Raw genomic sequence first — 12891 nt, 5'->3', positions numbered from 1 at the left:
CCCGCTCCTCGCGGGGCGGGAAGGGCCTCGTCAGCGTTATTGGGTGAGGCGGTAGACGTCGAAGACGCCTTCGACGGTGCGGACGGCGCTGAGGACGTGGCCGAGGTGCTTGGGATCGGCCATCTCGAAGGTGAACTTGGACTTGGCCACCCGGTCGCGACCTGTCGACAGGGACGCCGACAAGATGTTGACGTGCTGATCGGAGATCACGCGCGTGATGTCGCTGAGCAGACGGGGCCGGTCGAGTCCCTCGACCTGGATCGCGACGAGGAACGTGCTCTTGCCGGTCGGCGCCCACCGCACGGCCACCAGGCGCTCGGGCTGGCTCCGCAACGAGATCAGGTTGGCGCAGTCCGCCCGGTGGACCGACACACCGTCGCCGCGGGTCACGAAGCCCTCGATCGCATCGCCGGGCACGGGCGTGCAGCACCGGGCGAGCTTGACCATGACGTCGTCGCCCTCGAGACCCTCGACGATGACCCCGGCGTCGCGCGGATCGGCACGACGCCTCGAGCCGATGCTCGGCAGGGTCGTCGCCTCGGCGAGATCCTCCTGCGCACCCTCGCGGCCGCCCGCGAGGTCGATCACGCGCTCGACGACGCTCTGCGCGCCCACGTTGCCCTCACCGACGGCCGCGTACAACGTCGACACGTCGGGCAGGTGGAGCTCGGCAGCGACGGTCGCGAGCGTCTCGTGCTTGAACAGACGATGGAGCGGCAGGCCCTCCTTGCGCATCTGCTTGGCGATGAGGTCCTTGCCGCGCTCGATGGCCTCCTCGCGACGCTCCTTGGTGAACCACTGGCGGATCTTGTTGCGCGCACGGGGGCTGACGACGAACTCGAGCCAGTCGCGGCTCGGGCCCGCGTCGGGCGACTTGGACGTGAAGATCTCGACGACGTCGCCGCTCTCCAGCGTCGACTCCAGCGACACCAGGCGTCCGTTGACCCGCGCGCCGATGCACGCGTGCCCGACCTCGGTGTGCACCGCGTACGCGAAGTCGACCGGCGTCGCCTTGGCCGGCAGCTGGATCAGGTCGCCGCGCGGCGTGTACGCGTAGACGCCGGCGTTGTTGATCTCGAAGCGCAGCGAGTCCAGGAAGTCGACCGAGCTCTCGGTCTCGGACTGCCAGTCGAGCAGCTCGCGCAGCCACACCATGTCGCTGCTGTCGGGTGCCTTGCCGCCGGTCTTGACGCCGCCGGCCGCATCCTCCTTGTACTTCCAGTGCGCCGCAACGCCGTACTCGGCCCGGCGGTGCATCGCGTAGGTGCGGATCTGCAGCTCGACGGGCTTGCCCTGCGGGCCGATCACCGTGGTGTGCAGTGACTGGTACATGTTGAACTTCGGGACCGAGATGTAGTCCTTGAACCGTCCTGGAATGGGGTTCCACCGGGCGTGCAGCACGCCGAGGACGCCGTAGCAGTCGGCCACGGTGTCGACCAGGATGCGCACCCCGACGAGGTCGAAGATGTCGGAGAACTCCCGGCCGCCCAGCAGCATCTTCTGGTAGATCGAGTAGTAGTGCTTGGGCCGGCTGGAGACCGTGGCCTTCAGCTTGACGTGGCGCAGGTCGGACTCGACGTCGCTGACCACCCGCTCGAGGAACTGCTCGCGCGACGGCGCGCGGTCGGCGACGAGCCGGACGATCTCGTCGTAGACCTTGGGGTGCAGCGTCGCGAACGCGAGGTCCTCGAGCTCCCACTTGATCGTGTTCATGCCGAGGCGGTGGGCCAGGGGCGCGAAGATCTCGATCGTCTCGCGCGCGATCCGCTCCTGCTTGTCCTGACGCAGGTAGCGCAGCGTGCGCATGTTGTGCAGGCGGTCGGCGAGCTTGATGACCAGCACGCGGATGTCGCGGCTCATCGCCACGACCATCTTGCGGATCGTCTCGGACTGGGCCGAGTCGCCGTACTTGACCTTGTCGAGCTTGGTCACGCCGTCGACCAGCTGGCGCACCTCGTCACCGAAGTCCGCGGACAGCTGGTCCAGCGTGTAGGCGGTGTCCTCGACCGTGTCGTGCAGCAGGGCCGCGCACAGGGTCGGGGCCGTCATACCGAGCTCGGCGAGGATCGTGGCCACCGCGAGCGGGTGGGTGATGTAGGGGTCGCCGCTCTTGCGCTTCTGCCCGTCGTGCATCTGCTCGGCGATCCGGTACGCCTTCTGGAGCACCGCGATGTCGCCCTTGGGGTGGGTCGACCGGTAGATCTTGATCAGCGGGTCGAGCACCGTGTCGGGCGAGCTGCCCTTGCTGCCGCCGATGCGGGCGAGACGGTTGCGGACGCGCGCAGACGCAGGAGCCGAGTCGTTCTTCGACTCGACCGCCGGTGCTTCGGTGCGATCAGCCACGCGCTCTCCTCACTGTCTGTTCAGTCTAGTCGGCCGCCGGTCATGCAGCGGTCAGAGGAGCTCGCCGAGCAGGGTCGCTGCGGCGCCGAGCACGAGGATCGCGACCAGCACGAGCGCGACGATGCGGACCTGGTGGGGGTTCATGGCTCTCGATTCGTCAGGGGTCAGTACGTGCGGAGGGCTGCGCAGCCGGTCGGCGCGAGCCGTTCGGCCCCGCCGAGCTCGGAGATCTCGATCAGGACGAGGTTGCCGGCCACGACTCCCCCGGCCTGGGTGACCAGGTCCGTCGCAGCGGCCATCGTGCCGCCCGTCGCGAGGATGTCGTCGACCACGAGCACGCGGGATCCCGACACGATCGCGTCGAGGTGCATGTGCAGCGAGGCCGAGCCGTACTCCAGGTCGTACGACGTGGAGTGCGAGGCGGACGGCAGCTTGCCGGGCTTGCGGACCGGGACGAACCCGGCTCCGATGCGAAGGGCGATCGCCGGTCCGAAGATGAATCCGCGCGCCTCGATGCCCAGCACTGCGTCGACCGGACCGAAGCCCTCGGCGAGATCGACCAGGCCGTCGACGACCGCGGCGAGAGCCTCGGCGTCCGCGAGCAGCGGAGTGATGTCACGGAACGTGACACCCGGCTCCGGCCAGTCGGGAATCTGTCGTACGAGCCGGTCGATCGTGGCATCCAGGTCGGTCATGCAGGTCCTCTCGCGGGCGGGTGCTGGGCGATCGGGCTCGTCAAAGCCCACCGTCCAGGGTACGAGCCTACGAACCGCCCTTGCCGCGCTGGGACCGGGGCTTGCGACTGGGCTGCGCCCGCTTGGCCGCGGCCGACGGTCGCACCGTCCGTGCGGGGGCCGGCGCGCCGGCCGGGACGGGGGTCTCGCCCTCCCGGGCCTCCTTGGCCCGCCGTGCCATGACCCTCGCGGCCTGCGCCTTGATCGCCGGCTCGCGCTCCTTGAGCTGCGAGGCGAGCGGCGTCGCGATGAAGATCGAGGAGTACGCACCGGCGAGCATGCCGACGAACAGCGCGAGCGCGAGGTCCTTGAGCGGACCGGTGCCGAGGATGAAGACACCCGCGAACAACAGGGCAGCGACCGGGAGCAGGGCCGTGATCGAGGTGTTGATCGATCGGACCAGGGTCTGGTTGAGCGCCAGGTTGGCCTGCTCGGCGTACGTCCTGGTGGTCGAGGTCAAGATGCCCTTCGTGTTCTCGCGGACCTTGTCGAACACCACCACGGTGTCGTACAGCGAGAAGCCGAGGATCGTCAGCAGTCCGGTGACCGTCGCCGGGGTGACCTCGAAGCCGGACAGCGCGTACACGCCTGCGGTGATGACCAGGTCGTGGATCAGGGCGACGATGCCGGCCACCGACATCCGCCACTCGCGGAAGTACGCCCAGATGAACACCACGACGATCAGCAGGAACACGATCAGGCCGGTGAGGGCCTTGGTCGCGACCTGTTTGCCGTACGTGGGTCCGATGAGGTTCTGGCTCACCTCGGTCGCGCCGGCCTTCTTCAGCGAGTCGGTGACCTGGGTGGCCTCGTCCTGCGTCAGGGCGCGGGTCTGGATGCGGATCGTGTCGTTGCCGGACGTCTGCACCGTCGGGTCGCCCGCATCGGGCACCCCGGCGTCCTCGACGGCCTGGATCATCGCGTCGGAGGACTGGACGTCGGCGACCGCGACCTTCGCGGTGAACTCGACGCCACCCTTGAACTCGACGCCGTAGTTGAAGCCGCGCACCATGAACGCGAGCGCTGCGACGACGACGATCGCCGCCGAGATCGCGTAGAAGAGCTTGCGCCGGCCGATGAAGTCGAACGACACGCGTCCTTCGTAGAGGTTGTGCCCGAACGTGCTGATGCGGCTCATCGGCTGACCTTCTCTGCCTTGTTCGGTTGCGTGCGCGCGATCTCGGTGACCTTGCGGCCGGTGATGCCCAGGTGACTCGCGTCGAGCCCGGACAGCTTGTGGCCCTGACCGAAGAACTTCGTCCGGGCCAGCAGCGAGACCAGCGGCTTGGTGAAGAAGAACACGACGAACACGTCGATCAGCGTCGTGAGGCCGAGCGCGAACGCGAATCCGCGCACGACACCGATCGCGAAGATGAACAGCGTGATCGCGGCGATGATCGAGACCGCGTCGGCGGCCAGGATCGTGCCGCGGGCGCGTACCCAGCCGGCCTCGACGGCCAGGCGCAGCGACTTGCCGTCACGCACCTCGTCGCGGATGCGTTCGAAGAACACGATGAACGAGTCCGCGGTGATGCCGATCGCCACGATCAGTCCCGCGATGCCCGGCAGCGTCAGGGTGAACCCGACGCCCTTGCCGAGCAGCAGCACCATGACGTACGTCAGGGCCGACGCCACGGCCAGCGAGCCGATGATGACCAGGCCCAGGCCGCGGTAGTAGAACAAGCAGTAGACGATGACCAGGAGCAGGCCGATCACGCCCGCGACCAGACCGGCATCGAGCTGCGTGCCGGCAAGCGACGGGCCGATCTCCTCGCTGCCGTTGACGGCGAACGTCAGGGGCAGCGCGCCGAACTTCAGCTGGTTGGACAGCGCCTTGGCCGAGTCGGCGTTGAAGCCGCCGGTGATCTGCGAGACGCCGTTGTTGATCGGCGCCTGTGACGCGGGCGCCGTGATCGTCTCACCGTCGAGCACGATCGCGAACCGGTTCTGGCCCGGGGTCAGCGCGGTGGTGACGGTCTTGAAGGCCGACTTGCCCTCACCCTTGAGCTCGATGCGCACGCTCCACTCGGCACGCTGCGCGTCGTACTGGGGCTCGGCGCTCTTGATGTCGGAGCCGGGGATGACCGTCGGGCTGAGGATCTGCACCTCGCCGTTGGACGTGTCACAGGTGACCAGAGGCTTGCCGGCGACATCGTCGACGTCGACGCCCTCGGGGTTGCACACGAAGCCGGCCGCCTCCTTCTGCAGCGCGGCGATACCGGCCTGGTACGCCTTGGGCAGCGTCTGGACCCCCTGCAGCTCGGCCTGGATCATCTGGTCGAGCGTGAGCTTGCTCCAGTCGATGCCGTCGATGATCTTCTGCTGGGCCGCAGCGTCCTTGGCCGCGAGCGGCTTGGTCGCGCTCGGCAGGTTGCCCGCCCACAGCAGTCGGAACCGCAGCTGGGCGGTCTTGCCGACCTCGTCGACGATCCCGGCCTTGCGCTCACCGGGGATCTCGATGATGACCTGGTCGTTGCCCTGGGTGGTGACCTCGGCCTCGGTCACGCCTGTCGCGTTGACGCGCTGGTCGATGATGTTGCGCGCCTGGTCGAGCTTGTCCTTGGTGACGTCACCCTCGGTGGCCTTGGCTTGCAGGCTGATGCGCGTACCGCCCTCGAGGTCGAGCCCGAGCCGCGGCTGCCACGCACTGTCCTCGCCCTTGTCGGTGCGGAGGTTGATCAACGCGACCAGTGCGTAGAGCGCCACGAGCACGACCAGGAACAGGGTCAGCGTCCTCTTGGGACGAGGAAGCGAAGAGCTGCGCTGCGGGGATTTTGCCATCAGCTGTCTGTGCTCGATTCAGGCTCGGTCTCGATCTCGTCGGCGATGATGCGCGAGACCGCGTGGCGGTTGACGGTGATCACGGTCCCGGGCGCGACGAGCAGCTCGACGGTCTCGTCACCGATCGTGACGGTCTCGCCGAAGATGCCGCTGGCCAGCATGACCCGCTGACCCGGAGCGAGCCGGCTCTGCAGCCCTTGGAAGTCGCGCCGTTGGGCACGTGCCGGCCGAAGGACCAGGAACCAGAAGGCCAGGACCAAGATGGCAATCGGCAGCAGGGTGGATGCCCAGTTTTCCACGGTGAATCTCCCGTAACGGTGGTGTGACCCGACATCGTCGGGCATGGCCGGAGGGCCGCCGGATAGTTTAGCCCGGCAACCTTCGCAGCATGACACGCGTCACGGTGTGGCGTTACGGCGAGTCGTCGGGCAGCGGGAGCTGATCGAGTCCGGCAGGGGCCGACAGGCCCAGATGGCGCCAAGCCGCGGGCGTCGCCACGCGTCCGCGCGGGGTGCGCGCCAGGAATCCGAGGCGTACGAGGAAGGGCTCGGCGAGCTCCTCCACGGTCTCGCGCTCCTCGCCCACCGCGACCGCGAGGGTCGACACGCCCACCGGCCCGCCGCCGAAGCTGCGGCACAACGCGTCGAGCACCGCACGATCGAGGCGGTCCAGGCCGAGCTCGTCCACCTCGTAGAGCGAGAGGGCGTCGCGGGCCACGTCGTGATCGATGACTCCCCCGGCGCGCACCTCGGCGAAGTCGCGGACTCGGCGCAGCAGCCGGTTGGCGATGCGCGGGGTGCCGCGCGAGCGGGAGGCGATCTCGCGCCCGCCATCGTCGCTGACGTCCAGGCCGAGCAGCCCGGCCGACCGCACGACGATCCGGTGCAGCTCTTCGGGGTCGTAGTAGTCGAGCTGCGCGGTGAAGCCGAACCGGTCGCGCAGCGGGCTGGGCAGCAGACCCGCCCGCGTCGTCGCGCCGACCACCGTGAACGGCGGGATCTCCAGTGGGATCGCGGTCGCGCCGGGACCCTTGCCGACTATGACGTCGACGCGGAAGTCCTCCATCGCCATGTAGAGCAACTCCTCCGCGGGCCGCGACATGCGATGGATCTCGTCGATGAACAGGACGTCGCCCTCGTTGATGCCGGACAGGATCGCCGCGAGGTCGCCCGCGTGCTGGATGGCCGGTCCGCTGGTGATGCGCAGCGGCGCCGAGAGCTGGGTCGCGATGATCATCGCGATGGTCGTCTTGCCGAGCCCGGGCGGACCGGACAGCAGGACGTGGTCGGGGGTGCGTCCGCGGCCCATCGCCGCCTCGAGCACGAGCGACAGCTGCTCGCGCACGCGTTCTTGGCCCACGAGCTCGTCGAGCGTGCGGGGACGCAGGGCCGCCTCGAACGCGCGGTCCTCGGGGCGCGCCTCGGCCACGATCGCCTCGAAGGCCCCGTCGTCGTACGCCTCGTCGTGATCGCCGTGCATCAGCGGGTCTTCGCAAGCGAGCGCAGGGCGTCGCGCAGGATCGAGGAGACGTCGGGGTCGGCGCCTGCAGGCAGGTCGGCGGACACCCGGTCGAGGGCCGCGTCGGCGTCCCTGGTCGACCAGCCGAGGCCCAGCAGGGCCTCGTGGACCTGGGACCGCCACGCGGGCGCTCCGGCGGCCACGGTCGTGGTGACGCCGACCCGGTCCTTGAGCTCGACCACGATCCGCTCGGCACCCTTGCGGCCGATGCCGGGGACCGTGGTGAGCGTCGCGAGATCGCCCTGGCCGATCGCCTGACGCAACCGGTCGGGATCGAGCACGGCCAGCATGGCCTGGGCGACCTTGGGGCCCACACCGCTCGCGGTCTGCACCAGCTCGAACATGTCGCGCTCGTCGGGGGTCGCGAAGCCGAAGACGGTCAACGAGTCCTCGCGCACCACCATCGAGGTGGACAGCTGCACCTCGGTGCCGATGCGCAGCGTCGCGATCGTGCCGGGGGTGCACATGATCTGCATGCCCACTCCCCCGACGTCGATGACGGCGGAGGTGAGGGTGACGGCGGCGACCGGGCCGCGGACGTGGGCGATCATCGGGGACCTCTCGTGGGGGTGGCGCGGGCCGCGGCGACGGCGAGCTCGAGCCGGTTCTTGGCGCCACCGCGCCAGATGTGGCAGATCGCGAGCGCGAGCGCGTCGGCCGCGTCCGCGGGCTTGGGCGCCTCGGTGAGCCTCAGCAGCCGGGTGACCATCTGCGTGACCTGGGCCTTGTCAGCGCGGCCGCTGCCGGTGACGGACGCCTTGACCTCGCTCGGCGTGTGCAGGTGCACCGGGATGCCGTGCCGGGCTGCGACGAGCATCGCGACACCACTGGCCTGGGCCGTGCCCATGACCGTGCTGACGTTGTGCTGGCTGAAGACGCGCTCGACCGCGACCACGTCGGGACGGTGCAGCAGCACGTCCTCCTCGATCGCCTGCTCCAGCCGGTGCAGCCGCCGCGCGGTGTCGAGGTCGGCGGGCGTGCGGTAGACGCCCACGTGCACCATCGTCAGCGGACGTCCCACCGTGCCGTCGACGACGCCCACACCGCAGCGGGTGAGACCCGGATCGATGCCGAGGACCCTCATGCGGGACCCGTCACCCAGATAGAACGCATGTTCGACAGCCTAGACCGCTCCCCCGTCACGCGGACGGCGACGCGCCGCAGGGCAGCCGCCCCGGGATCACTCGACCTGCGCCATGACCTCGTCGGAGGCGTCGAAGTTGGCGAAGACGTTCTGCACGTCGTCGCAGTCCTCCAGCGCGTCGATGAGCTTCATGATCTTGGTCGCCGCCTCGACGTCGACGTCGACCGTCATGGAGGGCACGAACGACGCATCGGCCGAGTCGTAGTCGAGCCCGGCCTCCTGCAGCGCGGTGCGGACCGCGACCAGGTCGGTCGGCTCGCTGATGACCTCGAACGATCCGTCGTGGTCGTTGACCTCCTCGGCACCCGCATCGAGCACCGCGAGCAGGACGTCGTCCTCGTTGGTCGGACCGCCCTCCTGATCCCGCGGGACCATGATGACGCCCTTGCGGTTGAACATGTAGGACACCGAGCCCGGATCGGCCATCGTGCCGCCGTTGCGGGTCATCGCGGTGCGCACCTCCATCGCGGCGCGGTTGCGGTTGTCGGTCAGGCACTCGACCAGCAGCGCGACGCCACCGGGCGCATATCCCTCGTACATGATCGTGGTGTAGTCGACCGCGTCGTCACCCACACCGCCGCCGCGCTTGACCGCGCGGTCGATGTGGTCCTTGGGCACCGAGGACTTGCGGGCCTTCTGGATCGCGTCGTAGAGCGTGGGGTTGCCGTCGGGGTCAGGACCACCGATGCGCGCAGCGACCTCGATGTTCTTGACCATCTTGGCGAACATCTTGCCGCGCTTGGCGTCGACGATGGCCTTCTTGTGCTTCGTGGTCGCCCACTTGGAATGGCCTGACATGGCGCTGCCCCTTACGTACGGATGACGGTCTACGACTGCTTGACGAGGTCCACGAAGTAGCGATGAATGCGATCGTCGCCCCCCACCTCGGGGTGGAAAGAGGTCGCCATCAGGCTGCCCTGTCGGACGGCGACGATTCTACCGGCTGCCTCGCCCGCCGGGATCGTGGCAAGTGGTTCGACGCCTTCGCCGAGGTCCTCGACCCACGGTGCGCGGATGAACACCGCGTGCACGGGATCGCCGAGCCCGTCGAAGTCGAGCTCTCCCTCGAACGAGTCGACCTGCCGGCCGAACGCATTGCGGCGCACCGTGATGTCGAGGCCGCCGAGGGTCTCCTGACCCTCGGCCGCGTCCTCGAGGCGGTCGGCCATCATGATCATCCCCGCGCAGGTGCCGAACGTCGGCATGCCCGACCGGATGCGGTCGACCAGCGGCTCGAACAGCTCGAACGTCCGCGCGAGCTTGTACATCGTCGTGGACTCCCCACCGGGCAGCACGAGGGCGTCGCAGCGCGCCAGCTCCTCGGGACGGCGGACGCGGACGGCGTCGACGCCGAGATCGTTCAGGACACGCAGGTGTTCGCGGACATCGCCCTGGAGGGCGAACACACCGATGGAGGGGGAAGGCACGCGGCAAGCGTACTGAGCAGGTCCGCGTGACGACGGCGGCGGCGTGAGAGACGAGTCTCCAGGGGATACGCCACCGCCGCCGCTCCCTCACGGAATTCCCTCCCGATCGGGTCCAGCGGAGTGAGTGACCCGGCACGAACGACTGGCGTCCGGCGGATCGAGCTCCCTCTTGCGCCAGCACATGAAGTGAGGCACTCCCATACCCCGCACGTGCTGACGTCTCGCAGCATACTCCCGCGACGTGAAATTTTCGCTACACGCCGCGAGAAGTCGGGCGGATTACCAGCCGCGCTCGGCCAGGCGGTGCGGCTCGGGGATCTCGTCGACGTTGATGCCGACCATGGCCTCGCCCAGCCCGCGCGAGACCTTCGCGATGACGTCGGCATCGTCGAAGAACGTGGTCGCCTTGACGACCGCGGCGGCCCGCTCGGCGGGGTTGCCGGACTTGAAGATGCCCGAGCCGACGAAGACGCCCTCGGCACCCAGCTGCATCATCATCGCGGCGTCGGCCGGGGTCGCGATGCCGCCGGCGGTGAACAGCACCACCGGGAGCTTGCCGGCCTCGGCGACCTCCTTGACCAGGTCGTACGGCGCCTGCAGCTCCTTGGCCGCGACGTACAGCTCGTCCTCGTTGAGCGACTGCAGACGGCGGATCTCGCCACCGATCTTGCGCATGTGCATCGTGGCGTTGGAGACGTCACCGGTGCCGGCCTCGCCCTTGGAGCGGATCATCGCCGCGCCCTCGGTGATCCGACGCAGCGCCTCGCCCAGGTTGGTCGCACCGCACACGAACGGGACGGTGAAGTTCCACTTGTCGATGTGGTTGGCGTAGTCGGCCGGGGTCAGGACCTCGGACTCGTCGATGTAGTCGACACCGAGGGACTGCAGCACCTGCGCCTCGACGAAGTGGCCGATGCGGGCCTTGGCCATGACCGGGATCGAGACCTGCTCGATGATCCCGTCGATCAGGTCGGGATCGGACATGCGCGCCACGCCGCCCTGCGAACGGATGTCGGCGGGCACGCGCTCGAGCGCCATCACGGCGACTGCGCCGGCGTCCTCGGCGATCTTGGCCTGCTCGGCGTTGACGACGTCCATGATGACGCCACCCTTGAGCATCTCCGCCATGCCGCGCTTGACGCGGGAGGTGCCGACCGTGGTTGCCTCAATGCTCACTGCAGTGTCCTTCGTGATGTCACCCGGGATGGTGCTGGAAGTCTACTCCCGATCGCAGCGCCACCTCGACGAAGGACAACTGACGGGACGGGACAAGGCCCCCACCGTCACCCCCGGCTGCGGCGTCGCCGGGTGGCGGGTGCCGCGTGGGCAGCGACCTCGAGCATCTCCCCCACGTCGTCCATCCGGCGGCGCGGTCTGCCCTCACGCACACCGGCCGCCCGCTCGTGCCGGTCGATCTCACGCCAACCGCGGACCCCGATCGTCGAGCCCACCCGGGAGCGCACGAGTCGCCGCAGATCTGCCGCGCTGCCGACCGGGACGTCGAGGGCCCCGGTGTTCGCGTCGCCGATCAGGCGGTCGACGGTCTCCTGCGCGCACGTCTTGTTCGTGCCGATGAAGCCGCTCGGACCCCGCTTGATCCATCCCACGGCGTACGTCCGCGGCATCCCGGCGACCCGGCCGAGCTCATGGGGCACCACCGCGCGTGCGTCGTCGAACGGCAGCCCGGCCAGCGGCGCGCCGCGGTAGCCGATCGACCGCAGCACGAGTCCCGTGCTGATCGCCTCGACGTCGGAGGTCTGCACCGACGTGACGACTCCCGTCGTCTCGACGAGGTCGTTGCGGCACACCCTGACCGCCTCGACGCGTCCGTCGCCCTCGAGCTCGAGCGGCGACGTCGCGAACCGGAAGACGATGCGGCGGGCGCCCGGGCGCGCGGGACGCGACTGTGCGGCCCGGAGCGCAGCCAGCTTCTGCTGCACGATCGGGTCACCGGTCACCGCGCGCAGGTCGTCACCCTCCACGACGATCTCGATGTCGTCGCGGGCGAGGAGCCCGACCAGCTCGGGCAGGGTGAACGCCGCTTGGGCGGCGCCCCGGCGCCCCAGCAGCACGATCTCGCGCACCGCGCTGCCGCGGAGCACCTCGAGCGCGTGGTCGGAGATGTCGGTCGTGGCGAGCCGCTCGGGGTCGGTGGCGAGGATCCGCGCCACGTCCAGCGCCACGTTGCCGTTGCCCACCACGACCACCCGCTCGGTGCTGAGGTCGAACGTCCGGGCCGCGTGGTCGGGATGCGCGTTGTACCAGGCGACAAAGGCCGTGGCCGTGTCGCTGCCGGCGAGATCCTCCCCGGGGATGCCGAGGCGGCGGTCCCGCGAGGCACCCGTCGCGTAGACGACGGCGTGGTGATGAGCTGCGAGCTCCTCGTGGGAGAGGTGGGTGCCGACCTCGACACCCAGCAGGTACGAGAACCCGTCCTGCTCCTCGATCTGCCGGAACAGCCCCTCGATGGACCGGGTGCTCTGGTGATCCGGCGCGACGCCCGCGCGCACCAGCCCGTGCGGTGTCGGCAGCCGGTCGAGGACGGTCACCCGCGTACCGGGCCGCTTCAACAGCTCGTCCGCGGCGTACAGCGCCGCGGGGCCCGCGCCCACGATCGCGACGCGGAGCTCGTCCGTGGTCGCCCGCGGGACGACCGCGGGCACGGGAGCCTGCGCCGGGTGGTCCCGCGGGACGTCGTGGAACATCGCGTTGATGTCGACGAACGGCAGCTGCGCGTCGGTCAGCTTGCCCTGCGGAGCGATCGCCCCCACCGGGCAGGCCGTCACGCAGGCACCGCAGTCGACACACGACACCGGGTCGATGTACAGCATCTCCGCGAGGCCGAAGTCGGGCTCGTCGGGCGTGGGGTGGATCGCGTTGACCGGGCACGCGAAGACGCACGACGCGTCGCCGCAGCAGGCCTGGGTGACGACGTGGGGCACCG

At 69.4% G+C, this 12891-nt stretch carries 12 protein-coding genes; all 12 read right to left on the bottom strand.

Annotation, left to right across the window (positions count from 1 at the left end):
* Positions 1–36 precede the first annotated feature (36 nt).
* The 12 genes from GEV27_RS08285 to GEV27_RS08230 all read right to left on the bottom strand — a co-directional run bounded on the left by GEV27_RS08285 (position 37) and on the right by GEV27_RS08230 (position 12889).
* Entirely contained in the window at positions 37–2343 is a 2307-nt protein-coding gene (locus GEV27_RS08285) for a RelA/SpoT family protein (RefSeq protein WP_375335582.1), read from the bottom strand.
* A 164-nt stretch (positions 2344–2507) separates the two neighbouring features.
* Positions 2508–3038: an adenine phosphoribosyltransferase gene (locus tag GEV27_RS08280; protein ID WP_153652980.1), complete on the bottom strand. Its 531-nt coding sequence runs from the start codon at positions 3036–3038 to the stop codon at positions 2508–2510.
* A gap of 67 nt (positions 3039–3105) precedes the next feature.
* Complete coding sequence (gene secF, locus GEV27_RS08275) at positions 3106–4215, bottom strand: protein translocase subunit SecF (RefSeq protein ID WP_153652981.1); 1110 nt, start codon at positions 4213–4215, stop codon at positions 3106–3108.
* A complete protein-coding gene (secD, locus tag GEV27_RS08270; protein WP_153933879.1) occupies positions 4212–5858 on the bottom strand; it encodes a protein translocase subunit SecD in 1647 nt (548 codons plus the stop codon). Before secD ends, secF begins: the two co-directional genes overlap by 4 nt.
* Positions 5858–6157, bottom strand: coding sequence for a preprotein translocase subunit YajC (gene yajC / locus GEV27_RS08265; protein ID WP_194944158.1), 300 nt, complete (start codon positions 6155–6157; stop codon positions 5858–5860). Before yajC ends, secD begins: the two co-directional genes overlap by 1 nt.
* A gap of 112 nt (positions 6158–6269) precedes the next feature.
* Entirely contained in the window at positions 6270–7337 is a 1068-nt protein-coding gene (gene ruvB, locus GEV27_RS08260; protein WP_153652984.1) for a Holliday junction branch migration DNA helicase RuvB, read from the bottom strand.
* Positions 7337–7927 (bottom strand): Holliday junction branch migration protein RuvA, encoded by a 591-nt coding sequence (ruvA, locus tag GEV27_RS08255; RefSeq protein WP_153652985.1) that lies wholly within the window; start codon positions 7925–7927, stop codon positions 7337–7339. Before ruvA ends, ruvB begins: the two co-directional genes overlap by 1 nt.
* Positions 7924–8460 carry a crossover junction endodeoxyribonuclease RuvC gene (gene ruvC, locus GEV27_RS08250; protein WP_153652986.1) on the bottom strand — a complete coding sequence of 179 codons (537 nt, stop codon included), beginning with the start codon at positions 8458–8460 and terminating at the stop codon, positions 7924–7926. Before ruvC ends, ruvA begins: the two co-directional genes overlap by 4 nt.
* 96 nt (positions 8461–8556) lie before the next feature.
* Positions 8557–9318, bottom strand: coding sequence for a YebC/PmpR family DNA-binding transcriptional regulator (locus tag GEV27_RS08245; protein ID WP_153933878.1), 762 nt, complete (start codon positions 9316–9318; stop codon positions 8557–8559).
* Positions 9319–9347: 29 nt separating this feature from the next.
* Entirely contained in the window at positions 9348–9947 is a 600-nt protein-coding gene (gene pdxT, locus GEV27_RS08240; RefSeq protein WP_153652988.1) for a pyridoxal 5'-phosphate synthase glutaminase subunit PdxT, read from the bottom strand.
* A 279-nt stretch (positions 9948–10226) separates the two neighbouring features.
* Positions 10227–11117 carry a pyridoxal 5'-phosphate synthase lyase subunit PdxS gene (pdxS, locus tag GEV27_RS08235; RefSeq protein WP_194840023.1) on the bottom strand — a complete coding sequence of 297 codons (891 nt, stop codon included), beginning with the start codon at positions 11115–11117 and terminating at the stop codon, positions 10227–10229.
* A 113-nt stretch (positions 11118–11230) separates the two neighbouring features.
* The gene (locus tag GEV27_RS08230; protein ID WP_309222111.1) at positions 11231–12889 is read right to left on the bottom strand and encodes an FAD-dependent oxidoreductase; all 1659 of its coding nucleotides are present in this window, start codon (positions 12887–12889) and stop codon (positions 11231–11233) included.
* Positions 12890–12891 lie beyond the last annotated feature (2 nt).

Source organism: Aeromicrobium sp. S22 (genome assembly GCF_009661045.1).
GTDB classification, from domain to species: Bacteria; Actinomycetota; Actinomycetes; order Propionibacteriales; family Nocardioidaceae; genus Aeromicrobium; species Aeromicrobium yanjiei.
The sequence above is the reverse complement of the archived record's forward strand: the minus strand, read 5'-3'. Positions and strand labels throughout refer to the sequence as shown.